Source organism: Propionicimonas sp., from assembly GCF_034927565.1.
Taxonomy (GTDB): domain Bacteria; phylum Actinomycetota; class Actinomycetes; order Propionibacteriales; family Propionibacteriaceae; genus Propionicimonas.
In genome coordinates, this window is the sequence record NZ_JAYFPT010000104.1 from 1 (window position 1) to 26,876 (window position 26,876).

Below are 26,876 nucleotides of genomic sequence, written 5' to 3' on the forward strand. Positions count from 1 at the left end.
ATGCACCTGGCGCACCTCCGTGACGGTGATCAGGTCCTCGCCGTGCCAGTCGCCGGGCTCGACGCCCTGGGCGTAGACCCAGCTGGCGGCCGCGGCGTAGCCCTGGACCTCCATGTACTCCCGCAGCGGCTTGGCGCCAACTGCTCGCCCGCTCTCCAACAAGGCCTCAACCTCACGCAACACGAGCATGTTGCCCTCCAAGGCCGTGGAATGGTGCGCCTCGAGGTGCCAGATGTCGGACCAGATGAGCTCCGACTCCTTGGGCGTCGGCAGACCGCCCAAGCGGTCGTTCAGTTCGGCGATCGCGTTCTCCAGGCGCGCATAGACCATCGCTCGGCTCGGACGGCCCCGGTTCATCTCGGCCCCCTGAAGTTGATACACCCTACGACTACTCAACTGATCGTATCAATTATGCCGCTGTTGATACACTCTGTGGGTACCCAAATGATCTAATCAACTTCCTGGTGGTGGAGCTTGTGGACGGCCAGCATGTCCAGGCCACCGCCTGCTGAGCGTGGGACACACCGCCAGCTGCGAGGTGCTCGTCAGTGGGGCCCTCAACACCTCGAAGGTCGATCGGCGCACGCTCATCGCCCACGATGACCTGGTGCGGTTCGCAAAGACAGTCGGATGGACAGTCAGGGCGCGCTGAAGACGCACATGGCCGGTTCGGAATCTCTCCAAACCGGCCATTCACCACAAGCAATGCCTGGTGGGCGACACTGGGTTCGAACCAGTGACCTCTTCCGTGTCAGGGAAGCGCGCTACCACTGCGCCAGCCGCCCGGGCTGTCTGGCAACCTCGGTTGCCAGCTTTGAGGTGGAGACGGGATTTGAACCCGTGTACACGGATTTGCAGTCCGTTGCCTCGCCTCTCGGCCACTCCACCGGCAAGAGCCGGCCTCGCTGTCGGATTGTGAGACCTTCTCCGAGCGGACGACGGGATTCGAACCCGCGACCCTCACCTTGGCAAGGTGATGCTCTACCAACTGAGCCACGTCCGCGCAGCAGCCGCGAGGTCGCCCCCGCGCCAGGTGCAGGTGCAACCATACCCAGCCGCCAAGCCGCCCGCAAACCGGCAGGATCGTCGTGATGAGCACCCAGTTTGCGATGTGACGGGAACCGGGCGCGTCGGCTATTGTGATCCCTCGCGGGCGTATGGCGCAGTGGTAGCGCGCTTCGTTCACACCGAAGAGGTCACTGGTTCGAACCCAGTTACGCCCACCCAGGATGATTCACGGGAAACCCACGGTGCATCGGCGCCGTCACCGCGCCTGCGGGGCCCGGCTCGGCGGCCGGCTTCCGGATGGGGCACCGTCCACCCGGAAGCCGTTGCGGAGGCTCAGCGGCCGCGACCGTGACCACCGATCCGGACGATGCCCTGGTCAGCCGCCTTCTGGACGGCGTCCGCCTCGGCCTGGGTCAGCTTTCCGTCCTTGACCGCCTGGTCGAGTACGGCCTTGTCGGCAGCAGTCCGGGCGGCCTGGCGTTCGGTGCGCAGCTCGTTCAACGCCTGGGTCACCTTCGCCTCGTCGATCCCGAGTTCGGATGCCAGGGCCTTGGCGTACGCTGCCTGGCGGGCGGCCCTGGCGGCTTCGCGCTCGGCGTCGGTCTGGTTGGCCGATTCAGTCTTGGTGGGAAGCGACTTGCGCGCTGCCGACACCGCATCGGCGAGCTTGGTCTGGTCGACCCCGAGCTTGCTGGCCAGTCCGCTCAGGTCCTGCTTGGAGCCGCGCTGCTTGCCACCCTTGTGTCCGGTGTGGTCCGGGTCGGCCGTTGTGGTCGAGGTGGGTGTTGGGGACGGGGTAGGCGTCTCGGCGCTGGCCCACTGGGCGGCACTGATACCCAAACCTGCGGTCAGAACGGCAGCGGACACCGCGGCCACGGCTTTGCGTTTCATGGGATGAGGCCCTTTCTTGAGGGGTCGGCCGGGTGATTCCCAGCATCGGCACAGCGTTCCTGGCCAAACTGGCAGGAAGCTGTGATCGGCCCACGAGTTCGCCGTCGGACGGGGCGCTGGCCGGGCTGGAGCCCGCGGCGAGGGTTACCCTTCCGGTATGAGCGCACTGCGCGACGTCGTCGAGGCCAGTCGCCGGATCGTCTTCTTCGGCGGAGCCGGCGTCTCCACCGAGTCGGGGATTCCCGACTTCCGCTCGGCGGGCGGGCTCTACAGTCGTGAGGCGGGTGTCGCCTACGCCCCCGAGGAGATCCTCAGCCACAGCTTCTTCGTCTCCCACACCGAGCAGTTCTATGACTACTACCGCACGCAACTGCTCCACCCGGACGCCCGCCCCAATCCCGCCCATCTGGCCCTGGCGGCGCTAGAACGTGCCGGGAAACTGTCGGCGGTGATCACCCAGAACATCGACGGGCTGCACGCCGCGGCAGGGTCGAAGCGCGTTCTGGAGCTCCATGGCAGCGTCCACCGCAACCACTGCCTGCAGTGCAGGCGTGAGTTCGGCCTGGACGTGATTCTGCGCAGCACCGGCGTACCGCGGTGCTCCTTCTGTGGCGGGGTGATCAAGCCGGACGTGGTGCTCTACGAGGAGGCGCTCGACCCGGCCGTACTGGAGCAGGCGGTGACCGAACTCGCGCAGGCCGACACCCTGATCGTCGGCGGCACCTCCCTGGTGGTCTACCCGGCAGCCGGCCTGATCGGCTCGTTCACCGGCAGCCAGCTGGTCCTGATCAACCGGGACGCCACCGGCTACGACCGGATGGCCACCCTCACGATTCGCGAACCGATCGGCAGCGCACTGGCGGAGTTCGTCGATATCGCCTGAACTGCCGTTCTCGGGGCAGGTAGTGGCTGCCTCGAAGTCAAATTGCAGGTTGCGCGGGCCGATGCTTTGGCCGCTCTTCTGGGGCAGTGACCAGGTACCGTGGTGGTGATGGGGAAGCGACTCTTTCTGGCAGTCCGCCCGCCGGCGTCGGTGACAGACGACCTGGAGGCCCGGATCGGACCCAGGCGCGACACGGAACCGGCGCTTCGCTGGGCACAGCCCGAGCACTGGCATGTCACCCTGGCCTTCCTCGGGGACGTCGCGGCCGACCATGAGGATCGGCTGGTCGAGAACCTCGGCCCGGTGGCGGAGAGCACCACGGCATTCGACCTGACCCTCGGCGGCGCGGGTTGCTTCCCGCAACCGGGTGCGGCGAAGGTGCTGTGGCTCGGGGCGCGGGACGGTGCCGCCGAACTCGAGGCACTGGCCCGGCGTTGCCGGACGGCAGCCTCCCGCGCCGGCATCCACGTCGACGGCGGCCGGTTCCAGCCGCACCTCACCCTCGCGCGCAGCAACCGCGGTATCGTCGCCCGCCGCTGGCTGGCACTGCTGGACACCTTCGGAACGTTCGGCTGGCAGGTGGCCGACTTCCTCCTGATCGACTCCGAACTCACCCGCGGCGGGCCGCGGCACCGTGTCATCGAGCGCTTCGGGCTCGCCGGGAGTGAGAAGATGCCGCGGTGACCATCCCCGTGCCTCAGCCCCGTCCCGCCGTCGCCGACCTGCCGGGCTATGTCGCCGGACGGCGTGCCAGCTCGGCCGCCACGGCGGCGCTGGCGTCCAACGAGAGCCACGAGCCGCCGCTGCCGGGCGTGGTCGAGGCGATCGCCGAACAGGCGCTGCGCGCCAATCGCTACCCGGACATGGGCGCGGTGGCGCTTCGCGAGGCGATCGCCGGGTATGTGGGCCTCGACCCGGCGCAGGTCGCCGTCGGTCCGGGGAGCGTCGCCGTCCTGCAGCAGGCGATCAGCGCGGTCTGCGACGCCGGTGACGAGGTGATCTTCGCCTGGCGCTCCTTCGAGGCCTACCCGATCCTCACCGCGATCGCCGGTGCGGTGGCGGTCAGGGTGCCGCTCCGGGCCGACGAGAGCCACGACCTGCCCGCCATGGCCGCGGCCGTCACAGACCGCACGAAGGTGGTCCTGCTGTGCTCGCCGAACAACCCCACCGGCGTCCGGCTCGCCGTCGAGGACGTGGCCGGCTTCCTCGACCAGGTGCCACCCGACGTCCTGGTCATCCTGGACGAGGCCTACGTCGACTACACCGACGATCCCGGCGGGACGACCTCCCTCGCCCTGCTGGCGCGGTATCCGAACCTCTGCCTGCTGCGCACCCTGTCGAAGGCGTGGGGGCTGGCCGGACTGCGCGTGGGCTATGCGCTCGCCAGCGCCGAGATCGCCGAACCGCTGCGTCGTACCGCCATTCCGTTCGGGGTGAGTGCGGTCGCTCAGGCTGCGGCGGTCGCCGCCCTGGCTGCGGCGGACGAGGTCCGGGTGCGCGCGGCCTGCGTGGTGAGTGAGCGTGGACGGATGATCGAAGCGCTGCGGGGCTACGGCTGGCAGACCCCGGACAGCGTGGCAAACTTCGTCTGGCTCCGCGCCGACGATGAGCTTCTCGGCCAGCTGATGGAGGCCTTCGATACCGCTGACATCCTGGTCCGCGGCTACGCCGGCGACGGCATCCGGATCAGCCTGGCCGACCCGGCCAGCAACGACCGGGTCCTGGCCGTCCTGGCCGATCGTTCCCGATTCGGGCGGTAGGGCCTGGTATCAGGTCATGCCCAGACCGGCATCCCGGGCCATGACGATGGCGACCGCACGGGTGGGCGCGGCCAGCTTCATCAGGATGGTCGAGACGTTGTTGCGGACAGTCTTGTCGCTGAGGGCGAGGGTCGAGGCGATCTCCGCGTTGGACAGGCCAGCGGCGACCAGGTCGAGGATCTCGGTCTCGCGGCCGGTCAGCTGGGGAAAAGCAGGGGCAGTGGCGACGCTGTGCGGACGGGCGAAGTAGCGCTCCATCCGCGCGGCGATCGGTGCGCCGAGAATCGCCCTGCCGGTGGCCACCACCCGGATTGCCTCGACGATCTCCGCTCCCGGTGCGCCCTTCAGCACATAGCCCGTGGCCCCGGCGCGCAGCGCGGCGGTGAGGCTGCCGTCGTCGTCGCTCATCGTCAGGACCAGCACCGCGCCGGCGTGCCCCTCAGCCAGGATGCGACGGGTGGCCTCGATGCCGCTCATCCTCGGCATCTTCACGTCCATGAGGACCACGTCTGGGCGCTGCGCGGCGGCGATACCGATCGCCTCGTCGCCGTCGGTGGCCTCGCCGACCAGCTTCAACCCCTCGGTGTCGATGATCAGGCTCCGCAGCCCATCGCGGAACAGCGGGTGGTCATCGGCGATCAACACCCGGACGCTCATCCGCCCAGCGCCCATTCCGCCAGCACCAGCGTGCCGCGAGGCCGCAGCGTCCGGATATCAAGGGTGCCGCCGAGTTCGGCGGCCCGGTCTCGCATGGAGCCGATCCCAATGCCGGGGGTATACCCGCTGGGCAGGCCGGGGCCGTCATCGCGGACCTCGAGGCGAAGCCGCTCAGCGGCGCCGAGCCGTACCCGGAACGTCCCCGGTCGAGCGTGGGTCGCAGCATTCTTCATCGCCTCCAGCGCGATGAGGTAGACGCCGATCTCCATGGTCTCGGGCAGCTCGGGCAGGTCAGGGATGTCGACCGAGGCCGCACCGAGGCGGTCGGCCTGCTCCCGGATCGCCCCGGCCAGGCCGAGCGAGTCCAGCAGCGGCGGACGCAGGGCGTAGACGATGCGCCGCACATCTTGCACCGCGCCCTTCCCGACCTCGTGCAGACGGGCGAGTTCGGCACGGGTCCGAGCCGGGTCATCGAGGTGGCGCTCGACGTTCTCCACGCCGAGCACGAGTCCGGCCAGCGTGGGGCCGAGTCCGTCGTGAAGGTCGCGACGGATCCGTCGCCGTTCTTCGTCGCGGGCGGTGACGAGAAGCTCGTGCGAGTCGCGCAGGGCCCGTTCAAGTTGTTGTGCGTGCGCTGCCACCGGGTCGACCCGTTGCCGATAGACGGCCAGGTTGGCCAGCGCCTGGAGCTGATCGCGGAGCAGCAGTGAGACCAGTGCGGCGACAACCGCGCCAACTCCGACACCGAACCATCCACCGACCAGCGTGCCGAGTAGTGCGGCGGCGACCGCGGCGATGCCGAACACGAGCGCGGAGGCCAGCAGGTACGGCAGGGTGTGGGCAAGGGCGGCGCGCAGGTCGATGAGCCGGTGCCGCGCGATCCCGATCCACGCGGCGACGGCGAACACGATGCCGGTCTGGTCAGCAACAGCCCCGAACCAGTCCGGGAGCTTGACCAGCACCGAGACGGCAGCGCAAGCAAGAGTCGCCAGCGTGTTGATCCACGCGGCGGCCTCCAGCAGCCGCAGCGCTCGGCGGGTCGCGCCCGCGGCGGCGCGGCGTCGCTGGGTCGTGGTCACCGCGGCGAGCGCCGTGAGCGGGACGATGATGGCGAAGCCGCTGAGGAGCAGAGCCGTGCTGGCGGCCTCGACAGTCCCGCCAGCCCACGAGGCCGACGCGACCACGCGGTGTGAGCCGAAGCCGCCGATGGTGAGGAGGGTCAGCCCCGCGACCGCGATGGGCACGAGAACCCGGCCCAGACGGCCGTAGCCGTGACCGTCCGGGAACAGCAACACCCCGAGGGTGAACAGCCCGAAGAGGGCCGCCCCGGCGAGGCTGTCGAGGACGGCGAGCGAGAGCTGGCCGGGGCCGGCCACCAGGCCCGCCACCGCCGGCTCGACCGCCAGCACGGCGGTTCCGACGGACGCAGCCAGCAACACCCAGGCGGCGGGGTTGCGGGGAGATTCCGACGCGAACAGCAGGCCCAGCAGGCCCACGCCGAGATAGGCGATCGCGCTGGCGGCCTGGACCCAGGTCAGCGCGTCCGCGCTGGTGACCGCGGCGAGCACCGCGGACAGGGCGGCGAGGATCCCGGCGAGCCCGAACAGCAGCCGGGCACCCCACGGCGCACCGGCCGGCATCAGCACTGCCTCTTCATGCGCTGATCGTACTTCCCGCGGTTCGTCGCGCTGCGGCCAGCAGGCCGATACCGAAGGCTGTCAGCGGGAAGATCACCAGCAGGCTGGTCAGCCCACCGACCCCCATCACGAGCCCGGCGACGATCAGCGCTCCGAACCCCCCGGCAACCACCAGGAACGGGGTACGCGTGAGCCCGATCCGGCTTCCTGCCGAGGCGAGCGAGAGCAGCCAGACCGTGATTCCCAGCCCGAAAGCGCCCATCAGGCCCTGCGTCACGACCAACGCGGCGTAGCCGATCATGCGGCGGACGTCGCCATCGGGCTGAATCTGGTCAATGCCGGCGAGGGTCATGCTCGCGCCGTACAAGGTGGCAGACATTCCGGCACTCACCACGCTGATCACCGCCGCGCTCAGTACGCCTGCGACTCCGGCACGGGAGAGCGCGTCTCGTCCGACAACCGGTGCGGTGCGCAACCCGGCGAACCCCAGGGCGATCCCGACGGCGGTCATCTGGATCCCGTAGATCGCCCCCTCCCACCCACTGGCGAGCACCGGATCCCGTCCGTAGTCGGCGGGGGAGTAACCGGCCGCGGCCGCCGCCGCGTCGAGGCCGAGCGCCGCGGAGAGGCCGAACACCGTGATCGGCGTGATCAGGAGGAGGGCGGTCACCACCAGGCTCGCCCAGCCGGCGGAGCGGACGACGGATCGGATGTCGGCGAGGCGGGGACGGGGTTGGTGCACAACGGTGGCCATGACGGCTCCTCCTAGGTTGACGGCGACTGGTGCTCTGGATCCTGTCGCGCCCGGATATCCCGCCAAAAGGGACATCCACACCGAAACCCGGGACTCCCCCCCCGCCCCCCACCCCCCGCCTGGCGCCGGACCACCCATCGACCGCCTCCGTTCGCGTCGAGCGCCTGCCCCAGGGGCGGGGCGCTCGGCGGCAAGGGTGGCGGTCGAGTCTGGAGGGGTGGCGGTCGAGTCTGGAAGGGCGGCGGTCGATTGTTCTCGGACGTGGATTGGTGACCGGTGGAAGGGTGGACAGAACCGGTGGACATGGGGGAGTGCGGCGCGGGTGGGGCAGAATAGTCCCCGGCCCTGCGTGAGGGCCTGGAATGAAAGGAATCCCCGTGTCTGTCAACCTCACCGTGGTGCGTTCTGAGTCGCGCGAGCCCCAGGTGGTCGAGACGGGCACTACCGGGCTGGACCTGTTCGGCAATGACAAGACCGTCGTCGCGGTCCGCGTCAATGGCGACCTGCGCGACCTGGCTCGCGAGTTGGCCGACGGCGACGAGGTCGAGCCGGTCGGCATCGACACCCCGGACGGCCTGAATATCCTGCGTCACTCCACCGGGCACGTCACCGCCCAGGCTGTGCAGGCGCTTTACCCGGCCACCAAACTGGGCATCGGGCCGTTCATCACCGACGGCTACTATTACGACTTCGACACCGAGCGCCCGTTCACGCCCGAGGACCTCAAGGCGATCGAGAAGCAGATGAGCCAGATCGTCCGCGAGCGGCAGAGGTTCGCCCGCCGGGTGGTGAGCGAGGACGAGGCCCGCGCCGAGCTGGCCGACGAGCCCTACAAGCTGGAACTGATCGGCATCAAGGGCAACACCGAGAACACCGAGGGCGCGAGCGTCGAGGTGGGCGGCGGCGAGTTGACCATCTACGACAATGTCCGCCGCGACGGCTCGGTGGCGTGGAAGGACCTGTGCCGCGGCCCGCACGTGCCGCACACCGGCTACCTGAACGCCTACGCCCTGATGCGGACGTCGGCCGCCTACTGGCGCGGCGACCAGCGCAACGCCCAACTGCAGCGGGTCTACGGCACCTCCTGGCCCACCCGTGACGACCTGAAAGACTACAAGTTCCGGCTGGAGGAAGCCGCCAAACGCGACCATCGCAAGCTCGGCACCGAACTCGACCTGTTCAGCTTCCCGGACGAGATCGGCTCCGGCCTGCCGGTCTTCCACCCCAAGGGCGCGATGATCCGGATGGAGATGGAGGACTACTCCCGTCGTCGCCACGTCGAGGCCGGCTACTCCTTCGTCAACACCCCGCACATCACCAAGGGGCACCTGTTCGAGACCTCCAAGCACCTGGAGTGGTACGCCGACGGCATGTACCCCCCGATGCGGGTGGACGAGGAACGCGACGAGCACGGCAACATCACCCGGCAGGGCGCCGACTACTACCTGAAGCCGATGAACTGCCCGATGCACAACCTGATTTTCTCCAGCCGGGGACGGTCCTACCGCGAGCTGCCGCTGCGGCTGTTCGAGTTCGGGCACGTCTACCGGTACGAGAAGTCCGGCGTGGTGCACGGCCTTACCCGGGCCCGCGGTTTCACCCAGGACGACGCCCACATCTACTGTGCCCGCGAGCAGATGAAGGACGAGCTGGCCAGCCTGCTCACCTTCGTCCTCGACCTGTTGCGCGACTACGGCCTGGACGACTTCTACCTGGAACTCTCCACCCGCAACCCGGAGAAGTCGGTGGGCGACGAGCAGACCTGGGAAGATGCCACCCGCGTCCTGGCTGAGGTCGCCGAAGCCTCCGGTCTCGAACTCGTCCCGGACCCGGGCGGCGCGGCCTTCTACGGCCCGAAGATCTCGGTGCAGGCCAAGGACGCGATCGGACGCACCTGGCAGCTGTCCACCATTCAGCTGGACTTCTTCGAGCCCGAACTGTTCGAGCTGGAGTACACCGCCAGCGATGGCAGCCGGCAGCGTCCGGTGATGATCCACCGCGCCCTGTTCGGCTCGATCGAGCGGTTCTTCGGGGTGCTGCTGGAGCACTACGCCGGCGCCTTCCCGGCCTGGCTGGCCCCGGTGCAGGTGACCTGCATCCCGGTCTCCGCCGACCAGAACGACTACCTTGCCGAGATCGCCGCGCAGCTGAAGGCGGCCGGCATCCGGGTGGACGTCGATGCCAGTGACGACCGGTTCGGCAAGAAGATCCGCAACGCGCAGACCCAGAAGGTGCCGTTCATGCTGATCGCCGGCGAGCTGGACGCGAGCGCGGGCGCGGTCTCGTTCCGCTACCGCGACGGCAGCCAGAACAACGGCGTGCCGATCGTGGCGGCGATCGACGAGATCGTGACCGCCTGCCGCCCGCCCCGGCGATGAGCGATCCGCAGGTGGAGTCCCCCGGGACGCTGGCAGGCGTCCCGGATGCCTTCCAGCGGCTCTGGACACCGCACCGCATGGTTTACATCGACGGGGAGAACAAGCCGGCCGATGCCTCGGCCTCGTCCTGCCCGTTCTGCACTGCGCCCGCGCGCAGCGACGCCGACGGACTGATCGTCCACCGCGGCGAGACCTGCTTCGTGGTGCTGAACCTGTACCCCTACTCGCCCGGGCACCTGCTGGTGTGCCCGTACCGGCATGTTTCCGACTACACCGAGACCACGCCTGCCGAGCGGGTCGAGCTGGGCGAGTTGACCGTCCGGGCCATGACGGTGCTCCGGGAGGTTTCCCATCCGGCGGGCTTCAACCTCGGCATCAACTCCGGAGACGTGGCCGGTGCCGGCATCGCTGCGCACCTGCACCAGCACGTGGTTCCGCGCTGGCTGGGTGACGCCAACTTCCTGCCGGTGATCGGCCGGACCAAGGCGATGCCACAGCTCCTGGGAGACACCCGCGAGATGGTAGCCCGGGCGTGGCGCTGAAGGCGGCTAACCTTGTGGCCGTGGCAGGAGAACCGTATGACACGACCCGGATCTTCACCCTGCCCAACATTCTGAGCTTCATCCGGCTGTTCGTCGGGATTCCGCTGTTCCTGTGGTTGCTGCTCGGCAAGGGCAACGAGGTCTGGGCGGTCGTGGTGCTGGCTGTCGGTGGCGCCACCGACTGGCTGGACGGGCAGCTCGCCCGGCGCTGGAAGCAGCGTTCCCGGCTCGGGCAGGTGCTCGACCCATTGGCCGACCGGCTCTACACCCTGGCAACCCTGGTCGGCTTCGTGCTGCGCGGCGACATCATCCCGTGGTGGTTCGCGGTGCTGCTGGTGGGCCGGGATGTGCTGCTCGGGATCACCCTCTGGCCGGCGTTGCGTCGCCGGGGCTACTTCAGCCTGCCGGTGCACTTCCTCGGCAAGGCTGCGACGTTCGTGCTGCTGTACGCCTTCCCGCTGCTGCTGCTGGGCTCGGGCGATGAGGCCTGGCAGTTCGGCTTCCGGATCATCGGCTGGGCGCTGGTGATCTGGGGAGCGGTGCTCTACTGGGGCGCGGGGCTGCTCTACCTGCGGCAGGGAATCAGTGCCATCCGCCGAATCCCGCCGCTGAGCCGGACGGCAGTCACCGACTCGTCGGAGACGGTGGCGTGACCAGCCCGCCGTCCACCCGCCGGGTGGACGCCAGCATGGACCTGCTGAACAACATCATCGCCGCGCCGATCGATCCGGACTACGCCGCGGTCGCCGCGCAGGGAAGGCCCGTGGCGGCGCCGCGTCGCTCGGTGGTGGTGGGCGTCGTGCTGGTGCTCTTCGGCCTGCTGGTGGGGGCCTCGGTCGCGCCCGGGTTGCGCGCCCCGTTGCAGGCCCAGCAGGAGCGCGACGAGCTGCTGCAGCGGGTACAGGCCGCCGACAGCGCGGTTGACCGGCTGCGCGGCGAGGTCGCCGGTCTCACCGCGGCCAACCGTGAACTGACCGAGAGCATCGCCGGGCAGGACGTCGACACCTCCGCCCTGGTCGAGCTGGAGACGGTGTCAGGGGCGATCCCGGTGACCGGCCCCGGGATCAGGGTGACCGTCGATGACGGCTCGGGCGACGACCGCCAGGCGCGGGTGGTGGACGCCGACCTGCGACAACTGGTCAACCAGCTCTGGAGCAGCGGGGCGGAGGCAATCGCGATCAACGGACACCGGCTGAGCGGGCGTACCGCGATTCGGGGTGCGGGGGACGCGATCACCGTCGACTACCGTTCCCTGACCCGGCCTTACCAGGTGGAGGCGATCGGCGACGCGGATGCGATGATCCGGGAATTTCCGACTTCGTCTGGTGGTCAGTGGTGGGCCTGGTTGCAGCAGAACTACGGCGTCGGGTTCACCCTGTCGCGTGCCGAGACGCTGCGCCTGCCCGCAGACCCGGAGCTCACCATCGACCGGGCAGAACCGGCCCGCTGAGAAGGGGACAGCTGTGTATGCGATTCTGGGGTTGCTGATCGGGATCGGTCTGGGCATCTTCCTGCAGCCGTCGCTGCCGGTCTGGCTCCAGCCCTATCTGCCGATTGCGATCGTGGCCGCCCTCGATGCGATCTTCGGTGGCCTGCGCGCCTATCTTGAGCGCTCGTTCAGCGACAAGGTGTTCGCCGTGTCCTTCGTGTCGAATGTGCTGATCGCCGCCCTGATCGTCTGGGTGGGCGACCAGATCGGCGTCGGTGCCCAGCTCTCGACCGCTGTTGTGGTGGTGCTGGGTATCCGGATCTTCACCAACGCCGCGGCGATCCGGAGGGCACTGTTCCATGCCTGACCAGGCCGACCTCCCGAAGCCGGAACAGCGCGGCCTGCGACAGCTCGCCCGGCGGTTCATCCGTCCCACCGGTGGCCAATTGCTGGTGGCGGGGATCCTGCTGCTCTGCGGGCTCGCGGTCACCCTGCAGATCCGCACCCTGGGCCAGCAGCAGGACTACTCCTCGTTGCGCCGCACCGAGCTGATCTCGATTCTGGACGATCTGACCGCGGAGTCCCGCCGGCTGGAGGCCCAGGTCGCCGAGTTGGAACGCACCCAGTCGGAGCTGCGCACCGGTGTCGACCGGCAGCGGGTGGCTCGCGACGAGGTCGAACGCCGCAGCAGTGAGCTCGCGATCCTGGCCGGAACCGTCCCCGCCCGGGGGGAGGGGATCCGGGTCGTGATCTCGGGGCCGGCAGAGGCGGTCCGGGACTCGACCCTGCTGGATGCGCTGGAGGAGCTGCGAGACGCGGGCGCGGAGGTGATCGAGGTCAACGACCAGGTGCGCGTGGTGGCCTCCAGCTGGGTAACCTCCGCCGGCGGGATCACGCTGGACGGGGTCAGGCTGCAGCGGCCGATCGTCCTGGACGCGATCGGTGACCCGCACGCGCTGAGCGAGGCACTGAACTTCCGCGGCGGACTGGTGAGTCAGGTGGGCGATGCCGGCGGCTCGGTCGACATCACACAGAGCGAGGCGGTGGAGATCGCCGCGGTCCACACCCCGGCCACGCCGCGCTACGCCGTTCCGGGCTAGAGCGTGTCACAGGTCAAGCCGGACGGGGCATCGCAGACTCCTCGCGGCCACCGTTTAGGGCCGTGGCGGGATCACGCGCAAAGGCATGTCCCGGGCGCTCGGTTGCGTCTAGGGTAGGGTCCGAGACGTCTGGCAGTCAGACGCAGTGATCGAGGAGTGCACGTGTTCCCAGATGACCTTCGCTACACCTCCAAGCACGAGTGGCTGCGCGTCGGTTCGGGTTCGACGGCGCGGGTGGGAATCACCGACTATGCCGCCGAGTCGCTCGGCGACGTCGTCTACGTCTCGCTGCCGCAGGTGGGCGAGGAAGTGGCGCTCGACGATGCCTGCGCCGAGGTCGAGTCGACCAAGAGTGTCTCCGACGTCTTCTCCCCGGCCTCCGGGGTGATCACCTCGGTCAACGAGTTGCTGGGTTCCACCCCGGAGATCGTGAACACCGATCCTTATGGCGACGGCTGGCTGTTCGAATTGGAGCTGGCCGATCCGTCGGAGATCGAGGACTTGCTGGACGCCGACGAGTACAGCGAGCAGGTGTCCGGATAGGCTGAAGCCAGCGCCGGGGCACCCCACCCCGCGCGCCGACGAGCTGGAGGAGGTGATCCACCGATGCTGAGATGTCCGGCCTGTGGCCACGACGTCACCGAGATCGGCAACTTCTGCCCGCACTGCGGCGCCAGTCTGGCCAAGCTGAGCGGCGACGCCACCCGGGTGATCCCGCAGGTCAGCGAGGAGATCCAGTTCGACGACCTCAGTGCCGAAGATGTCGCGGCACTCGAATCGTTGCCGCCCGGTTCGGGCATGCTGGTGGTTCCGCATGGCGCCCAGGCAGGGGCGCGGTACCTGCTGGACGCTGATGTGGTGACCGCCGGCCGTCACCCGCGGTGCGACATCTTCCTCGATGACATCACCGTCTCCCGCCAGCACGCCCGCTTCACCCGCTCCGAGGGCCAGCTCTGGGTGCGGGACGAGAACAGCCTGAACGGGACCTACGTCAACGGCAGCCTGATCGACGGCCCGGTGACCCTCCACCGCGGAGACGATGTCCAGATCGGGAAGTTCCGGATGATCTTCTTCTCCACGCCGTCCGGCCAGACCCCCACCGGTCAGGGCTGATGGCACTCGGCCTGCGGAGCATCGGCCAGGTTCTGGCAGTCCTCAAACCCGATTTCCCCGAGGTGTCGATCTCCAAGATTCGGTTTCTGGAGTCGGAGGGGCTGATCTCCCCGGAGCGCGCTCCCTCGGGGTACCGCCGTTACGCGGATTCCGACATCGACCGGCTGCGCTACATCCTCGACGTGCAGAAGAACCACTACCTGCCGCTGAAGGTGATCCGGGAGCACCTGGAGATGATGGACCGCGGCGAGCAGCCGCCGGCCCTGGGCGGCAACCCGGCCCCGGCGCCGCCGGAGGATCCACGGGAGGTCGTACAGACCCCGCAGGCGCGTCCGCCCAAGCGTCCGATCCGGATCACCCGGCGAGAGCTGCTGCAGCTGTCGGGGCTCAGTGAGGCGGCGCTGACGGAGCTGGAGAAGCACGCCCTGGTGGTGCCGCGGCGGGGCACCGTCTACTACGGACGGGATGCGCTCACGGTAGCGGTGATCGCCCGCAAGCTGGCCGTCTACGGCATGGACGCCCGTCACCTGCGGGTGGTGAAGCAGGCTGCCGAACGCGAGGTCGGGCTGATCGAGCAGGCGATCGCGCCCCACCTGCGCCGCAACCCGCTGGAGCGGCAGGTGCCCGCGGACGTGATGCAACTCATCCTGCACGCCCACGCTGCGATCATGCGATCGCAGTTGCCGCAGTGAGGCCGGCCGGATGCGGGAGTTGAGCGTTGTCGAGGTCCGGGTGAGCGGCTCGGAAATGCCCCCGGTCGTGGTGCTGCGTGAACAGGACGGTGGCCGGCTGCTGCCGATCTGGATGAGCGCCCAGGGCGCCGCGGCGATCGTCTCGGCCACCGAGGATCCCGATCCGTCCCGGCCCGGTCTCCACGACCTGGTGAACGACCTGATTGCCTCGCTGGGTGCCAGCGTGACCGAGGTGCGGATCGTGGCCTATGACGAAGGCCAGTTCTACGCCGAACTGCTGGTGGGGGAGAGCGCCCTGGCGGCGCGCCCCTCCGATGCGATCGCCCTGGCGATGCGGATGGGCTGCCCGATCCGGTGCTCCGAGGACGTGCTGGACGTTGCAGGGGTGCAGGACCTGCCCGAGGTGGCCGAGGCCGAACCCGGCGCACAGGACGAGGTGGAGAAGTTCCGCGAGTTCCTCGACTCGGTGAATCCCGACGATTTCTGAGCGGGAGCAACCCTGATGGTGTACTTGAGACTCCGGACCGGTCGCCGCATCCTGCGGCGTGTCGTTGACCACCCGCGCACGCCACGATTACCGTCATTGGCACCTGAACTTCTCCGGGCGAAATGAGGCGGACATGACCGACGCGCAGGACACTCTGTTCGACGGCGATTTCTCACCGCTGCCGGAGGATCTGGGCTTCCGTGGTCCGGTCGCCTGCCGCGCTGCCGATATCACCTACCGCCAGCTCGACTACTGGGCACGCACGGGCCTGGTGGTGCCGGAGATCCGGCCTGCCGGCGGCTCGGGCACCCAGCGGCTGTACAGCTTCCGCGACATCCTGATCCTGAAGGTGATCAAGCGTCTCCTGGACGCCGGGGTCTCGTTGCCGCAGATCCGCACCGCCATTGAGCACCTGCGGGCCCGCGGGGTGGAGGATCTCACCGAGGTCACGTTGATGAGCGACGGCATCTCGGTCTACGAGTGCACCTCCGACGACGAGGTGATTGACCTGCTGCGTGGCGGCCAGGGCATGTTCGGCATCGCCCTGGGCCGGGTGTGGGAGGACATCGAGGGCACCCTGCTCGCACTTCCCACCGAACGCGCCGAAGCGGCCGCCGTCCTCACCGACGAACTCGCCACCCGGCGTCGGGCGCGCGCCACCGGATAGTTCGCGAACCGCCAGTTCCGCGTCAGGTCCGGGGGCGGCGCGGACCGTCCGTCCACTCTTCGGCTAGGTTGGAAGGGTCGCGACCTGGAAGGGTACCCATGACGGATTTCACGCTGCGCCACCTCGGCCCGTCGGCCACCAACACCTCCGAGATGCTGGCCCGGTTGGGCTACGGTTCGCTGGCCGAGTTGACCGACGCGGCGATCCCGGCCCAGCTCCGTGACACCGCGCCGCTCGACCTCCCGGCGGCTCGCTCTGAGGCCGAGGTGCAGGCCAGGCTGGCCGACCTGGCGTCCCGGAACTTCCCCGGACGGGCGATGATCGGGCTGGGCTACCACGGCACCGTGACGCCGCCGGTGATCCGCCGGCTGGTGCTGGAGAACCCGTCCTGGTACACCGCCTACACCCCGTACCAGCCCGAGATCAGCCAGGGCCGGCTGGAGGCACTGGCGGTCTTCCAGACCATGGTCGCCGACCTCACTGGTCTGCCGACCGCCGGTGCTTCGCTGCTGGACGAGGCGACGGCGGTCGCCGAGGCGATGGCGCTGGCGAAGCGTACGGTGCGCAAGGGAGCGGTCCTGCTGGTCGACGGCGACGTGCTGCCGCAGACCCTCGGCGTGCTGCGGACCAGGGCGCGGGCCGCCGGGATCGAGGTGGTACCGGTCGGCGGAGACCTGATCGAGGCGCTGCAGACCCACGAGGCCTTCGCCGTCGTGGTGCAGGTTCCGGGAGCGAGCGGACGGGTGCGCCCGGTGACCGAACTCGCGGCGATCGCGCGCACCGCCCACGACAACGGCGCACTGGTGATCGCCGCCGCCGACCTGCTGGCCCTCACCGTGCTCACCACCCCGGTCACCTGGGGCGCGGACGTGGTCGCAGGCTCGACCCAGCGGTTCGGTGTGCCGTTGTTCTACGGCGGGCCGCACGCCGGCTACATCGCCGTCCGGGCGGGGCTGGAGCGGCAACTCCCTGGACGCCTGGTCGGACGCTCGGTGGACGCCGAGGGGGTGCCTGCCTTCCGGCTTGCGCTGCAGACCCGGGAGCAACACATCCGGCGGGAGAAGGCCACGTCGAACATCTGCACGGCCCAGGTACTGCTGGCCGTGGCCGCGGCGTTCTACGCGGTCTATCACGGCCCCGACGGCCTGACCGAGATCGCCCACCAGGTGCACCAGAAGGCTCGCAGCCTGGCCGGGGCGCTGCTCGCCGCCGGCTACGCGCTGACCACCCAGGAGTTCTTCGACACCCTCAGCGTCGAGACACCCGGCCGCGCCGGCGAACTGGTGGCGGCGGCCCGCGCCCGTGGCATCCACCTGCGCCAGGTGGACCCAGACCGGGTCGGGATCAGCGTGGGGGAGGACGTCACGGCGGCGGACCTGACGGCCCTGGCGGACGTGTTCGGCGCCGACCTGACGGCAGCCCCTCAGGGGACGTTGGCCGATCACGCCCGTGACCTTCCGTTCTGTACCCACCGGGTCTTCCACGCCTACCACAGTGAGACGGAGTTCATGCGCTATTTGCGCCGGCTCTCCGACCGGGACTTCGCGCTCGACCGGGGCATGATCCCGCTCGGCTCCTGCACCCTGAAGCTCAACCCCGCCGCGGCAATGGAACCGATCAGCTATCCGGGGTTCGCCAACCTCCACCCCTTCGTCCCCGCCGCAGACGCTGCCGGCTTTCTGGAGTTGATCGACGAGCTGGGCAGCTGGCTGGCGGCGATCACTGGCTACGACCGGGTGAGCGTGCAGCCCAATGCGGGCGCGCAGGGGGAGTTCGCCGGGCTGCTGGCGATCCGCAGTTACCACCTCGCCCAGGGCGACGCCGGGCGGACCGTCTGCCTGATTCCCGCCTCGGCGCACGGCACGAACGCCGCCTCGGCAGTGATGGCCGGGTTGCAGGTGGTCGTGGTGGCCGCCGCGCCGGACGGCTCGGTCGACCTGGCCGACCTGGACGCCAAGATTGCCGCCAACGCCGACCGGCTGGCAGCGATCATGGTGACCTACCCGTCCACCCACGGAGTGTACGAGGACACCATCGCCACGATCTGCGAGAAGGTGCACGCGGCCGGCGGCCAGGTCTACGTCGATGGCGCGAACCTCAACGCCCTGATGGGCCTGGCAGGCCCGGGCCGGTTCGGGGCGGACGTCAGCCATCTCAACCTGCACAAGACCTTCGCCATCCCGCACGGTGGTGGCGGACCCGGTGTCGGACCGGTGGCGGTGAAGGCACACCTGGCGCCCTACCTGCCGAACCATCCGCTGGTCGCCGATGCCGGTCCGGTGACCAGCTACGGTCCGGTGAGCGCGGCACCGTACGGCTCGGCCGGGGTATTGCCGATCAGCTACGCGTTCATCGCCCTGATGGGCGCCGACGGGCTCACGCAGGCTTCCTCACTGGCGATCCTGAACGCCAACTACCTGGCGCGACGGCTGGCGGAAAGCTACCCGATCCTCTACACCGGGGCAGGTGGCCTGGTCGCCCACGAGTGCATCGTCGACCTCCGCGACCTGACCAAGGCCAGCGGCATCACCGTCGACGACATCGCCAAACGCCTGCTCGACTACGGCTTCCACACCCCGACGATGAGCTTCCCGGTGGCGGGCACGCTGATGGTCGAGCCCACCGAGAGCGAGTCTCGCGCGGAACTGGACCGGTTCTGTGAGGCCATGTCGGCGATCCGACACGAGGTCGAGCAGGTGGCCTCCGGTGCGCTGCCCGCCGACGACAACCCACTGGTCAACGCCCCGCACCCGCTGCACCGGGTGCTGTCCTCCGACTGGGACCATGTCTACCCCCGGGAGCAGGCAGGGTTCCCGGCCGGCAGTCCGCGGGGGCCGATCGCCACCGGCGGCAGTGACAAGTACTGGCCGTCAGTCGGCCGGATCGACAATGCCTACGGCGATCGCAACCTGAGCTGCACCCTGGGGTAGGCCATGATCGCTTGGTGGGAACGGTTCTCGAAACGGCCGCTGGTTGCGCACCTGCTGCGTGCCATTGAGCGGTTCAACACCCGGGGCGGCAGTCAACTGGCGGCAGCGATCGCATACTTCTCCATCCTGAGCCTGGTGCCCATCCTGATGCTCGGGTTCTCTCTGCTGGGCCTCACCCTGACCGTCTTCATGCCGGACGCGCTGGCCAGCATCGTCACCGCGGTCAACGAGGCGTTGCCCGGTAACGACGAGGTCAGCCGGCAGATCGTCAAGGTGATCGAGGACGCGCTGCGCAACTGGCTTGCCACCCTGCTGACCGGCTCGCTGATCGGATTCTGGTTCGGTTCGAACTGGATCGGCAATCTCAAGCGCGCTGCCCGCCTGCTGATGCGCAGCGACGTCGACAACCCCGGCAAGCTGCTGCCGTTGCCGCTCGACCTGCTGGCGAACTTCGCCGGACTGGTCGGGCTGTTTGTGGGAGTGGTGGTGACCTTCGCCGCGTCGTCGGCGGCGTCCACCCTGACCGAGCAGGTCGGCCGGCTGCTCGGAATCGATCACGGCTCGGGCTGGTCGGTGCTGCTGCGCGTGGTGGGTCTGCTGATCTCCTTCGCCGCGGGTACCGGGCTGTTCTGGCTGCTGTTCTCCTGGTTCGCACCCGAGCCGATCCCCGGCGGTCACCTGTGGGTGGGGTCGGCGGTCGGTTCCGCGGGACTGCTGGTGCTGCAGTTGGCCGCCGGATTACTGGCCCAGGCCTTCTCCAACAACCTGGCAGCAGGTGTCTTCGGCGTCACGATCATCGTGATGCTGTTCCTCAACCTCTTCGCAACCCTGATCCTGTTCATCGCGGCCTGGCTGGCCACTCAGTCCGAGCCGGTGCCGGAACCCGAGCCGGTGCCGGAACCGGAGGTCGAGCCGGTGGAGACCAGGCCCGGGCAGCTCGTGGTCTCGGCCAGGGTCGCCGAGCAGTCGCTGAGCGCGGGGCTGAAGGCCGGCTACGTCGTCGGCACGGCCACGGGGCTGGGCTTGGGCGCTGTGCTGGTCGGTGGGTTACGGGCGCTGTTCGGACGACGTTCCCGATGAGCCGGTCCCAGCGCGGCGAGGTCGAACCGTTCCATGTGATGGAGGTGGTCAAGGCCGCGGCCGAACGACAGCGGACGCACGGTGACGCGATCGCGCTCTGCGTCGGACAGCCCGGCACCCCGGCGCCGGCCGCGGTGCTCACCGCCGCCGCGGCGGCGTTGAGCGAACAGCAACTCGGCTACACCGAGGCGGCCGGGGAGTGGGCGCTGCGGGAGCGGATCGCGCGTCACTATGCCGACAGCTACGGTGTCGGGGTTGACCCGTCCGATGTGGTGGTGACTACGGGCTCCTCGGGCGGTTTCCTGCTCACTCTGCTGGCGGGCTTCGATCCCGGCGATCCGGTGGCCATGACCCGGCCCGGCTACCCGGCCTACCGCAATGACATTCTCAGCCTGGGCTGCCGGCTGGTGGAGTTGGCAGTGGGGGAGCAGACCCGCTACCAGCCCACCGTCGCCATGCTGGAGGCACTGCCCGAGGTGCCCGCCGGGTTGGTACTTGCCAGCCCGTCCAATCCGACCGGGACGATCATCGACGCCGACGAACTGGCAGCCATCGCCGGCTGGTGTGCGGCTCATGAGTGTCTGCTGATCAGCGACGAGATCTACCACGGCATCTCCTACGGTCGTCGGTGCGCCAGCGCGCGACAGTTCGGGACCGCGTCCGTGGTGGTGGGTTCGCTGAGCAAGTACCATTCGATGACCGGCTGGCGGCTGGGCTGGCTGCTGCTGCCCGAGCAGTTGCGCCGTCCGGTCGAACTCCTCCAGGGCAACCTGGCGATCTGCGCCCCGGCCCTTTCCCAGGCAGCCGCGCCCGCAGCCTTCGACGCCAGTGCCACCACCGAACTGGACGGGCACGTCGCCCGGTACGCCCGTAACCGCGACCTGCTGCTGCGCCGGCTGCCCGAACTCGGTATCACCAGCTTTGCCCCGCCGGACGGTGCCTTCTACGCCTACTGCGACGTCGGCCACCTCACCGATGACTCCCGGCGTTGGTGCTACCAGGTGCTGGAGCACACCGGCGTGGCGCTGGCACCCGGCATCGACTTCGACACCATCGACGGTCACCGGAAGGTGCGGGTGAGCTTCTGCGGCGACACCACCGAACTGGACGAGGCGATCGACCGCCTGGTCGGCTACCTGGGATCCTGTCGGCCCGCCGGTCACAACCAACCGACGGACCGACAGCGTCGTCGTCAGCTCAGTTGAGAGTCATCCAGTTGCGCCCCCGGAAAGACGTCCGGCAGCGGTGACTGCTGGCCGATCTCGGCCAGCAGCTTCAGATACCACTGCTGGGAGATGTCGAAGGGCTTGCCACCGGCGATCCGGTCGAAGGCGATCACCCCGAGTGCGTCGTCGGCGTCCTCGTCGTGCCCGATCACCCCGGAGTTGCCGGCCAGTGCGGAGTCGACGGCGAGATCGGTCATCGACTTGATCAGGGCGAGGTCGTAGGTGTTCGCCGCGGCCGAGCGGGAGTAGTAGCCCGACTTCTGGACGAGCACCTTCTCGGCCTTCAGCATCCCGGCGAACTGCTTGCCGAACCACTGCCCGGGATTGATCCGCTCGAGCCGGACGTGCCCGAAGGCGTCCCGGGCGATGTCCTGGCCGGCCCGCTCCATCTCGGCGAGGATGTCCTCGATCCCGGCGCCCTCGGACAGGAAGATGTTCACGCAACCGATCTGGTCCATCACCTGCTGCAACCGGATCGCCTCGGCCTCGATGTTGAGCTCCGATTCGGGGACGAAGACCGCGTGCACGTCCCAGGCGCGCGAGTCCAGCCCGATCTCGGGCAGCCACTGCTGCTCCTTGACCCAGTCGTGGTACTTGCGGGCGGTGGCTGCGGTGAGCCAGCCGCAGTTGCGGCCCATCACCTCGTGGATGATCAGGATGCGGGTACCGGCGTTGTGCTCGGCAAGCACGTTCTTGGCGAACCGGGCGCCCATCTCGGCGGCGGTGTCGGCGCCCAGCGACTGCTTGATCGGCGTGATGTCGTTGTCGATGGTCTTCGGCAGGCCCACCACCGTGAGGCCGTAGTCGTGCTTGGCGAGGTAGGCGGCCAGGTCGGCGGCGGTGGTGTTGGTGTCGTCCCCGCCAATGGTGTGCAGGACGTCCACGCCGTCGGCGACCAGCCGGTCGGCGGCGACCTTGAGCGGGTCGGCGCCCTCGGCGACCAGGCCGCGCTTGACCAGGTCGGCGGCGTTGGTGAGCTTCACCCGTGAGTTGCCGATCGGCGAACCGCCGAACCGGTGCAGCAGATGCGCGTTCTCGCGGACGGTAGGAGTGACGGTGAGGAAATCACCGGTGAGCAGGCCCTGGTAGCCGTTCTTGTAGGCGATGATCTCGGCCTCGGGCGCAACCTCGGTGTACCGCTCGATGAGGCCGCCGATGGCGGACGAGAGGCAGGGGGCGAAACCGCCGGCGGTGAGGATGGCGACTTTGCTGACCATGGGGGACAAATCCAATCGATGAGGAGGAACGGAACGGTTCCCAGCCTATCGATATCAGCAGTTGTGAGCACTGTGGACAACGACCCCGGGCGGTTCGGACAGGACAAAATGGGCGACCACAGGTGAGGAGCGGCGATGCCTGACGAACGCGGGAACGCCCTGACCGTCTTTGTGGCGGTCTCGGTCGTGGGCCTGCTCGCGGTGTGCGGGCTGGTGGTGGACGGCGGGGCGCAGGCCCGGCTGGGACGGCAGGCCGAACTGGTGGCCGCGCAGGCAGCCCGGGCCGCTGTCGACAACACCGCCACCAACCGGGTCGCCGGGGTACGGACGGATGCTGCGGCGGCCATCGCGGCCGCCCGGCAGGTGCTGGCCGGCCATCCTGAGCTGAGCAGCCAGGTGCGACTGGTGGGGGACGCCGTCCAGGTGTCCACCTCGGGTCAGGTCGAGACCGTCTTCCTCAGCCTGATCGGCATCCCGACCCTGGCCGCGCACGGTTCGGCGACCGCTGACCTGATCCCTGACCGGTAAACCCGCCCGCCGGCGGTCGAACCCGCCGGGACCGGCTACGCCCCGACCGCCTCGACGGTGGCGACCATCCGGTCGACGGCCTCGGTGAGCAGGGTGGGGGAGCAGGCCAGGTTGATCCGGACCCACTGGGAGTGGGCGGCGGAGAAGTCCCGACCGGGGGAGAACGCCACCCGTCCGACCTCGCGGAAGTCGTGCGCCGGGTGGGGCAGCCCGAGCGCGGTGCAGTCCACCCAGGCCAGGTAGGTGCCCTCTCCCGGCTGGTAGCGGGCGCCCGGCAGGGTGCTGGCCAGTAGCTCGGCCAGCAGCACCTTGTTGGCGGCGATCTCGGCGCTCACCTGGTCGACCCAGTCCTGGGCCTCGCGCATGGCGGCGGTGTGGGCCATCGATGCCCAGTGGCCCATGGCCTGCAGCGCTAGCGGCGGCAGCTTTGCCAGGATGTCGGAGGTCTGGAGACCGCCGATGATCAGGCCCGCCTTGAAAGCCGGCAGGTTCCAGGCCTTGCCGGCGGAGGTGACAACCACGGCATGCTCGCCGCCGGGCACGTCCAGCGCCGAGGTGAACCGCACCCCGGGGTCGACGATCCGGGCGTGGATCTCGTCAACCACCAGTTGGACGCCGTACTCGTGACAGGTCGTGGCCACGGTCTCGAGTTCGGCGCGGGTATGGACCGCTCCGGTCGGGTTGTGCGGGGAGCACAGCAGGTAAGCGGCGGGCCGGGTGGCGAGCACCTCGGTCAAGGCTGGAAGGTCGAGCCGGCCGGCCTCGGTGAGCGGGACCTCGACGATCTGGCGGTCGTAGCCTCCGGTGACCTGCCGGAACGGCGGATAGACCGGAGGGTTGATCACCACCCGGTCGCCGGGGGCGGTGGTGGTCGACAGGACGGCGAGGATGCCGTTCATCACGTCCCCGGACTGCTTGATCTGCCTCGGCCCGTCCAATTGCAGACCCCAGACCTCGGCTGCCATGGCGGCGAAGGCCTCGGCGTAGGCCCGGCCGTGGGGGTAGCCGGTGTCCCCGCGGTCGGCTGCCTCCCGTAACACCTCGCGCACCGCCGGGTGCAGGGCCACGTCCATCTCGGCCACCCACAGCGGCAGGATGTCGGGCGCGAAGGCGCGCCATTTCATGCTGCGGCGGGCGCGTAGTTCGGCTTCGGTCAGGGACAGGATCGGCATGCCGCTGACCTTAGCGCCGCGGGACCGGTCCCAGCGTCGTAGTCTGGGTTCGTGGCCAAGTATTTCGACGTGCATCCCGAGAATCCGCAGCCGCGGGCGATCGCCCAGGTGGTGCAGCTTCTGCAGGACGGCGGGCTGGTGGCCTATCCGACCGACTCCGGTTACGCGCTCGGCACGATGCTGGGCAACCGGGACGGACTGGAGCGCATCCGCAGTCTGCGCCACCTCGGCCCCAGCCACCACTTCACGCTGGCCTGCAGCGAGTTCGCCCAGCTGGGCCAGTACGTCCAGATGGACAACGACATCTTCCGGACGGTGAAGGCGCACACCCCGGGGCCCTACACCTTCATCCTGAAGGCGACCCGCGAAGCGCCCAAGGTGATGCTGCACCCGAAGAAGAAGACTGTCGGGGTCCGGGTGCCGCAGCACACCACCGCGCTCGCCCTGCTGGCCGAGATCGGGCCGCTGATGTCGAGCACGCTGATCCTGCCCGGTGAGACTGAGCCGATGACCGAGGGCTGGCTGGTGCAGGAGGAACTCGGGAACAGTCTGGACGCCGTCCTCGACTCCGGGGACGCCGGGCTGGAGCCGACCACCGTGATCGACCTGTCCGGCGACGAGGTGGAGATCGTCCGGGTCGGCGCCGGGGACGTTTCCGACTTCGAGGAGTGAGGGCGGCACACTCGCTGGGCCGGAGGTGACCGCTCAGCGGGCGAGCAGGTCGTCCCGTTCTGCTGTCAGGTTGGCTCTGGCGGCGGCCTCCCAGCGCTTGTGGCCCACGACAGTGTGAAACAACCGAGGGGTAGCCAGCAGCGACTCCAGCCTGGTGAGCCTGGCTGTCCGCCAACCAGCGTCGTCGAGTAGCGACTCCTGCCGGAGTTGGGCCACAGAGGCGGCATAGCGTTCGGCGTCCGCGCCGAGCACGGCCAGGTCGGCATCGCTGACCCGGGCCCCAGCGTGGTCGTGCGGAGCGGGGGAGTGTGCGATGGTCACCAGCACCAGCCGGGCCACCTCGGTGATCTCCGCCGGTGGCAGGCCGGCGTCGCGCAGGCTGGAGGCCGCCAACTCACTGGAATGCTGTTCGTCGGGGCCGGCGGTGTCGGTGTGGACGGCGTCGTGGAACCAGACCGCGAGTGACTCGGCGCGGTTGGCGGGGCACAGCAGGGTGAGCGCGCCGAGAGCGTCGGCGAGGTGCTCCAATCCGTGGTAGTGGCGGTGCGGTTCCGACCAGCGCCGCAACAGCTCCTCACCCAGTTCCGGCTGGCCGGGCAGCAGAGTCTGCCACTGCGCACGCAGCCGGTCGGGTTGGGTCGGCGGGTTCACCACAGGCCGATCAGCCACCAGGCCAGGCCAGAACAGGCGACCGCGAACAGCACGCTGGCGAAGGTGCCGATGATGAAGCGTTCGGCGGTGCCGCGGGTGGTGGCCTTCAGTTCGGGGTAGCGAGCCAGCCCCTTGATGGCCAGGACGACGGCGATTCCCTCCGGGAAGCCGGCCAGCACGCTCGCGAAGGCGGCAAGCCGCTCGAGCATCCCGATCCAACGGCCGCCCTGCAGGGTGTCCTCGGCGGCGACCACGCCGGGAGCCTCGGCTGGCGGTGGTTGCTGGGAGCCGTCGTCGGCCGGTCGGGGTGGGTCGACCCGTTCGAACAGCTTCTGCACCAGCGGGCTGCCGGCAAGGACGGCGATGGCACCGAGCGCGGCGACCACGACTGCTTTCAGGAGCAGGGCGAGGACGGGGTTCACTGCCGGCCTCCGTCAGGCGCCAGATCGGCCAGCAGGCGAGCGGCCAGGGCAGCCCCCCTGGTGACCTCGGTGCGGTGGGCGCGGGAGAGCCGCTGACTGGCGGCCGAGGGGCTGATGCCCAGCCGGGAGGCGGCCTGGGCATTGCTGAGGCCCTGATCGAGCAGGTCCACGAGTTCCCATCCTTCCCGGCTGCGGCTGGCGAGCACCGTCCGCAGCAGCCAGAGCGCGGTCTCGGCGTCCTTGTCCTTCTGTGGTCCACCGTAGCCAGCGGGACTGACAGTCGGCGCCGTCCGCAGAGCCAGCTCGGTGGGGGAGGTGCGGGCCGCCCCGATCGCCTGCCGGGCGGCGAGGTAGGCGTCACCGCGGGCCTCGCGGGTGGATCGCGGCAGCGGTAGGTCGACGGAGCCGGTGCCGATCCCGAGCCGCCAGCCGCCGAGCCGGGTGAGGGCGCACACCGCCTCGATCACCGCGGCAGGGTCGGCGGTCAGCCCCTGGATCTCGTCCCCGGCCGTCCGCTCGAAGGGGAGCGCCAGCCGTCCGCCGAGTCGTTCGCCCAGGACGCGCAGCGCGTCCGGCACCCGGTCGCTGCCGGCCCGGCTCGCGACCTGGTCCGCGAGCACCACATACATGAAGTCATCTGACTGCATTCCCTAATATTAAGGTGTATGTCTAAATATAGCAAGGGTCGCTCACAGGCTGTGAAGCTTCGCCCCTTCATTGGTCAATATGAAGGTGTGGGGCTTACCAACGCGGCCACCAGTCCTCACTGGCGGTCGGCGTGGGATGCCGGAGTTGCTGTGCGCGGCTGTGGGGATCTCGCAGCGGCCGTGGACGGGCCGGTCGAGGCAGCTGTGGTGACGCATGCTGCCGTCGCGTTCCTGCCGACAGCGCCGGGCCAAGCCTGACGTGGTGCCAGCACAGCGGTCGGGGTGGAACCGGGGTTGAGGGACAGGGAGGTGGAGTGGATCGGAGGAGGTGGC

At 69.3% G+C, this 26,876-nt stretch carries 28 protein-coding genes, 4 tRNA genes and 1 pseudogene; 20 read left to right on the top strand and 13 right to left on the bottom strand.

Going from position 1 to position 26,876, the window contains the following annotated elements; translation table 11 throughout:
* From VB080_RS14505 to VB080_RS14520, 4 genes and pseudogenes are all read right to left on the bottom strand, one after another.
* Positions 1–381, bottom strand: a pseudogene (locus VB080_RS14505) (Fic family protein); the annotation flags it as partial.
* Between the two features lie 329 nt (positions 382–710).
* A tRNA-Val gene (locus VB080_RS14510) sits at positions 711–785 on the bottom strand.
* A gap of 32 nt (positions 786–817) precedes the next feature.
* Positions 818–888, bottom strand: a tRNA-Cys gene (locus tag VB080_RS14515).
* Positions 889–930: 42 nt separating this feature from the next.
* Positions 931–1,003, bottom strand: a tRNA-Gly gene (locus VB080_RS14520).
* Between the two features lie 148 nt (positions 1,004–1,151).
* Between VB080_RS14520 and VB080_RS14525 the strand changes: the two genes are divergently transcribed.
* Positions 1,152–1,223, top strand: a tRNA-Val gene (locus tag VB080_RS14525).
* Between the two features lie 118 nt (positions 1,224–1,341).
* Here the strand turns inward: VB080_RS14525 and VB080_RS14530 are convergent.
* Positions 1,342–1,899: a hypothetical protein gene (locus tag VB080_RS14530; RefSeq protein WP_323419172.1), complete on the bottom strand. Its 558-nt coding sequence runs from the start codon at positions 1,897–1,899 to the stop codon at positions 1,342–1,344.
* A 157-nt stretch (positions 1,900–2,056) separates the two neighbouring features.
* Here VB080_RS14530 and VB080_RS14535 point away from each other — a divergent pair, with 157 nt between their 5' ends.
* The 3 genes from VB080_RS14535 (at position 2,057) to VB080_RS14545 (ending at position 4,542) form a co-directional block, all read left to right on the top strand.
* A complete protein-coding gene (locus VB080_RS14535; protein WP_323419173.1) occupies positions 2,057–2,782 on the top strand; it encodes an NAD-dependent protein deacylase in 726 nt (241 codons plus the stop codon).
* 108 nt (positions 2,783–2,890) lie between these two features.
* The gene (thpR, locus tag VB080_RS14540; RefSeq protein ID WP_323419174.1) at positions 2,891–3,466 is read left to right on the top strand and encodes an RNA 2',3'-cyclic phosphodiesterase; all 576 of its coding nucleotides are present in this window, start codon (positions 2,891–2,893) and stop codon (positions 3,464–3,466) included.
* Positions 3,463–4,542, top strand: a complete 1,080-nt coding sequence (locus VB080_RS14545; RefSeq protein ID WP_323419175.1) for a histidinol-phosphate transaminase — start codon at positions 3,463–3,465, stop codon at positions 4,540–4,542. The genes thpR and VB080_RS14545 overlap by 4 nt, the downstream gene beginning before the upstream one ends.
* Before the next feature lie 9 nt (positions 4,543–4,551).
* Here VB080_RS14545 and VB080_RS14550 read toward each other — a convergent pair whose 3' ends face one another.
* Genes VB080_RS14550 through VB080_RS14560 form a run of 3 tightly spaced genes read right to left on the bottom strand, consistent with a single transcriptional unit; the run spans position 4,552 to position 7,590 of the window.
* The gene (locus VB080_RS14550; protein WP_323419176.1) at positions 4,552–5,199 is read right to left on the bottom strand and encodes a response regulator transcription factor; all 648 of its coding nucleotides are present in this window, start codon (positions 5,197–5,199) and stop codon (positions 4,552–4,554) included.
* Positions 5,196–6,839 carry a sensor histidine kinase gene (locus VB080_RS14555; RefSeq protein WP_323419177.1) on the bottom strand — a complete coding sequence of 548 codons (1,644 nt, stop codon included), beginning with the start codon at positions 6,837–6,839 and terminating at the stop codon, positions 5,196–5,198. Before VB080_RS14555 ends, VB080_RS14550 begins: the two co-directional genes overlap by 4 nt.
* A gap of 13 nt (positions 6,840–6,852) precedes the next feature.
* The gene (locus tag VB080_RS14560) at positions 6,853–7,590 is read right to left on the bottom strand and encodes a hypothetical protein (RefSeq protein ID WP_323419178.1); all 738 of its coding nucleotides are present in this window, start codon (positions 7,588–7,590) and stop codon (positions 6,853–6,855) included.
* Between the two features lie 362 nt (positions 7,591–7,952).
* Here VB080_RS14560 and thrS point away from each other — a divergent pair, with 362 nt between their 5' ends.
* From thrS to VB080_RS14630, 14 genes are all read left to right on the top strand, one after another.
* The gene (gene thrS / locus VB080_RS14565) at positions 7,953–9,968 is read left to right on the top strand and encodes a threonine--tRNA ligase (protein WP_323419179.1); all 2,016 of its coding nucleotides are present in this window, start codon (positions 7,953–7,955) and stop codon (positions 9,966–9,968) included.
* The gene (locus VB080_RS14570; protein ID WP_323419180.1) at positions 9,965–10,510 is read left to right on the top strand and encodes an HIT domain-containing protein; all 546 of its coding nucleotides are present in this window, start codon (positions 9,965–9,967) and stop codon (positions 10,508–10,510) included. Before thrS ends, VB080_RS14570 begins: the two co-directional genes overlap by 4 nt.
* A 20-nt stretch (positions 10,511–10,530) precedes the next feature.
* Positions 10,531–11,163, top strand: a complete 633-nt coding sequence (locus tag VB080_RS14575; protein WP_323419181.1) for a CDP-alcohol phosphatidyltransferase family protein — start codon at positions 10,531–10,533, stop codon at positions 11,161–11,163.
* Entirely contained in the window at positions 11,160–11,960 is an 801-nt protein-coding gene (locus VB080_RS14580) for a DUF881 domain-containing protein (RefSeq protein WP_323419182.1), read from the top strand. Before VB080_RS14575 ends, VB080_RS14580 begins: the two co-directional genes overlap by 4 nt.
* A gap of 13 nt (positions 11,961–11,973) precedes the next feature.
* Entirely contained in the window at positions 11,974–12,306 is a 333-nt protein-coding gene (locus VB080_RS14585; RefSeq protein ID WP_323419183.1) for a small basic family protein, read from the top strand.
* The gene (locus VB080_RS14590; protein WP_323419184.1) at positions 12,299–13,039 is read left to right on the top strand and encodes a DUF881 domain-containing protein; all 741 of its coding nucleotides are present in this window, start codon (positions 12,299–12,301) and stop codon (positions 13,037–13,039) included. Before VB080_RS14585 ends, VB080_RS14590 begins: the two co-directional genes overlap by 8 nt.
* Before the next feature lie 162 nt (positions 13,040–13,201).
* Positions 13,202–13,582 carry a glycine cleavage system protein GcvH gene (gcvH, locus tag VB080_RS14595; protein ID WP_323419185.1) on the top strand — a complete coding sequence of 127 codons (381 nt, stop codon included), beginning with the start codon at positions 13,202–13,204 and terminating at the stop codon, positions 13,580–13,582.
* 63 nt (positions 13,583–13,645) lie between these two features.
* Positions 13,646–14,152: an FHA domain-containing protein gene (locus VB080_RS14600; protein ID WP_323419186.1), complete on the top strand. Its 507-nt coding sequence runs from the start codon at positions 13,646–13,648 to the stop codon at positions 14,150–14,152.
* Positions 14,152–14,844: a MerR family transcriptional regulator gene (locus tag VB080_RS14605; RefSeq protein ID WP_323419187.1), complete on the top strand. Its 693-nt coding sequence runs from the start codon at positions 14,152–14,154 to the stop codon at positions 14,842–14,844. The genes VB080_RS14600 and VB080_RS14605 overlap by 1 nt, the downstream gene beginning before the upstream one ends.
* Positions 14,845–14,854: 10 nt before the next feature.
* Positions 14,855–15,331, top strand: a complete 477-nt coding sequence (locus tag VB080_RS14610; protein WP_323419188.1) for a bifunctional nuclease family protein — start codon at positions 14,855–14,857, stop codon at positions 15,329–15,331.
* 133 nt (positions 15,332–15,464) lie between these two features.
* Complete coding sequence (locus VB080_RS14615) at positions 15,465–15,998, top strand: MerR family transcriptional regulator (RefSeq protein WP_323419189.1); 534 nt, start codon at positions 15,465–15,467, stop codon at positions 15,996–15,998.
* Between the two features lie 98 nt (positions 15,999–16,096).
* A complete protein-coding gene (gcvP, locus tag VB080_RS14620; protein ID WP_323419190.1) occupies positions 16,097–18,928 on the top strand; it encodes an aminomethyl-transferring glycine dehydrogenase in 2,832 nt (943 codons plus the stop codon).
* Positions 18,929–18,931: 3 nt separating this feature from the next.
* On the top strand, positions 18,932–20,008 hold the full coding sequence (locus tag VB080_RS14625; protein ID WP_323419191.1) for a YhjD/YihY/BrkB family envelope integrity protein: 1,077 nt from the start codon (positions 18,932–18,934) through the stop codon (positions 20,006–20,008).
* Positions 20,005–21,213, top strand: a complete 1,209-nt coding sequence (locus VB080_RS14630) for a pyridoxal phosphate-dependent aminotransferase (protein ID WP_323419192.1) — start codon at positions 20,005–20,007, stop codon at positions 21,211–21,213. Before VB080_RS14625 ends, VB080_RS14630 begins: the two co-directional genes overlap by 4 nt.
* Here the strand turns inward: VB080_RS14630 and VB080_RS14635 are convergent.
* Positions 21,201–22,451: a pyrophosphate--fructose-6-phosphate 1-phosphotransferase gene (locus tag VB080_RS14635; RefSeq protein WP_323419193.1), complete on the bottom strand. Its 1,251-nt coding sequence runs from the start codon at positions 22,449–22,451 to the stop codon at positions 21,201–21,203. The genes VB080_RS14630 and VB080_RS14635 overlap by 13 nt on opposite strands.
* A gap of 135 nt (positions 22,452–22,586) precedes the next feature.
* Here VB080_RS14635 and VB080_RS14640 point away from each other — a divergent pair, with 135 nt between their 5' ends.
* The gene (locus VB080_RS14640) at positions 22,587–22,979 is read left to right on the top strand and encodes a hypothetical protein (RefSeq protein ID WP_323419194.1); all 393 of its coding nucleotides are present in this window, start codon (positions 22,587–22,589) and stop codon (positions 22,977–22,979) included.
* A gap of 35 nt (positions 22,980–23,014) precedes the next feature.
* Here VB080_RS14640 and VB080_RS14645 read toward each other — a convergent pair whose 3' ends face one another.
* Positions 23,015–24,151: a MalY/PatB family protein gene (locus VB080_RS14645; protein ID WP_323419195.1), complete on the bottom strand. Its 1,137-nt coding sequence runs from the start codon at positions 24,149–24,151 to the stop codon at positions 23,015–23,017.
* A 51-nt stretch (positions 24,152–24,202) separates the two neighbouring features.
* Between VB080_RS14645 and VB080_RS14650 the strand changes: the two genes are divergently transcribed.
* Positions 24,203–24,823: an L-threonylcarbamoyladenylate synthase gene (locus VB080_RS14650; protein WP_323419196.1), complete on the top strand. Its 621-nt coding sequence runs from the start codon at positions 24,203–24,205 to the stop codon at positions 24,821–24,823.
* 33 nt (positions 24,824–24,856) lie between these two features.
* Here the strand turns inward: VB080_RS14650 and VB080_RS14655 are convergent, their stop codons facing one another.
* The 3 genes from VB080_RS14655 to VB080_RS14665 are packed head-to-tail and all read right to left on the bottom strand — an operon-like array spanning position 24,857 to position 26,543.
* Positions 24,857–25,492, bottom strand: coding sequence for a metal-dependent phosphohydrolase (locus tag VB080_RS14655; RefSeq protein WP_323419197.1), 636 nt, complete (start codon positions 25,490–25,492; stop codon positions 24,857–24,859).
* Positions 25,471–25,896 (bottom strand): hypothetical protein, encoded by a 426-nt coding sequence (locus tag VB080_RS14660; RefSeq protein WP_323419198.1) that lies wholly within the window; start codon positions 25,894–25,896, stop codon positions 25,471–25,473. The genes VB080_RS14655 and VB080_RS14660 overlap by 22 nt, the downstream gene beginning before the upstream one ends.
* Positions 25,893–26,543, bottom strand: coding sequence for a hypothetical protein (locus tag VB080_RS14665; protein ID WP_323419199.1), 651 nt, complete (start codon positions 26,541–26,543; stop codon positions 25,893–25,895). Before VB080_RS14665 ends, VB080_RS14660 begins: the two co-directional genes overlap by 4 nt.
* Positions 26,544–26,876: the final 333 nt, after the last annotated feature.

Coding starts and splice junctions, on each gene's coding strand:
- VB080_RS14530 (WP_323419172.1), bottom strand. CDS start 1,899: ATGAAACGCAAAGCCGTGGCCGCGGTGTCCGCTGCCGTTCTGACCGCA.
- VB080_RS14535 (WP_323419173.1), top strand. CDS start 2,057: ATGAGCGCACTGCGCGACGTCGTCGAGGCCAGTCGCCGGATCGTCTTC.
- thpR (WP_323419174.1), top strand. CDS start 2,891: ATGGGGAAGCGACTCTTTCTGGCAGTCCGCCCGCCGGCGTCGGTGACA.
- VB080_RS14550 (WP_323419176.1), bottom strand. CDS start 5,199: ATGAGCGTCCGGGTGTTGATCGCCGATGACCACCCGCTGTTCCGCGAT.
- VB080_RS14555 (WP_323419177.1), bottom strand. CDS start 6,839: ATGCCGGCCGGTGCGCCGTGGGGTGCCCGGCTGCTGTTCGGGCTCGCC.
- VB080_RS14560 (WP_323419178.1), bottom strand. CDS start 7,590: ATGGCCACCGTTGTGCACCAACCCCGTCCCCGCCTCGCCGACATCCGA.
- thrS (WP_323419179.1), top strand. CDS start 7,953: ATGAAAGGAATCCCCGTGTCTGTCAACCTCACCGTGGTGCGTTCTGAG.
- VB080_RS14570 (WP_323419180.1), top strand. CDS start 9,965: ATGAGCGATCCGCAGGTGGAGTCCCCCGGGACGCTGGCAGGCGTCCCG.
- VB080_RS14590 (WP_323419184.1), top strand. CDS start 12,299: ATGCCTGACCAGGCCGACCTCCCGAAGCCGGAACAGCGCGGCCTGCGA.
- VB080_RS14600 (WP_323419186.1), top strand. CDS start 13,646: ATGCTGAGATGTCCGGCCTGTGGCCACGACGTCACCGAGATCGGCAAC.
- VB080_RS14605 (WP_323419187.1), top strand. CDS start 14,152: ATGGCACTCGGCCTGCGGAGCATCGGCCAGGTTCTGGCAGTCCTCAAA.
- VB080_RS14610 (WP_323419188.1), top strand. CDS start 14,855: ATGCGGGAGTTGAGCGTTGTCGAGGTCCGGGTGAGCGGCTCGGAAATG.
- VB080_RS14615 (WP_323419189.1), top strand. CDS start 15,465: ATGACCGACGCGCAGGACACTCTGTTCGACGGCGATTTCTCACCGCTG.
- gcvP (WP_323419190.1), top strand. CDS start 16,097: ATGACGGATTTCACGCTGCGCCACCTCGGCCCGTCGGCCACCAACACC.
- VB080_RS14625 (WP_323419191.1), top strand. CDS start 18,932: ATGATCGCTTGGTGGGAACGGTTCTCGAAACGGCCGCTGGTTGCGCAC.
- VB080_RS14630 (WP_323419192.1), top strand. CDS start 20,005: ATGAGCCGGTCCCAGCGCGGCGAGGTCGAACCGTTCCATGTGATGGAG.
- VB080_RS14635 (WP_323419193.1), bottom strand. CDS start 22,451: ATGGTCAGCAAAGTCGCCATCCTCACCGCCGGCGGTTTCGCCCCCTGC.
- VB080_RS14640 (WP_323419194.1), top strand. CDS start 22,587: ATGCCTGACGAACGCGGGAACGCCCTGACCGTCTTTGTGGCGGTCTCG.
- VB080_RS14645 (WP_323419195.1), bottom strand. CDS start 24,151: ATGCCGATCCTGTCCCTGACCGAAGCCGAACTACGCGCCCGCCGCAGC.
- VB080_RS14665 (WP_323419199.1), bottom strand. CDS start 26,543: ATGCAGTCAGATGACTTCATGTATGTGGTGCTCGCGGACCAGGTCGCG.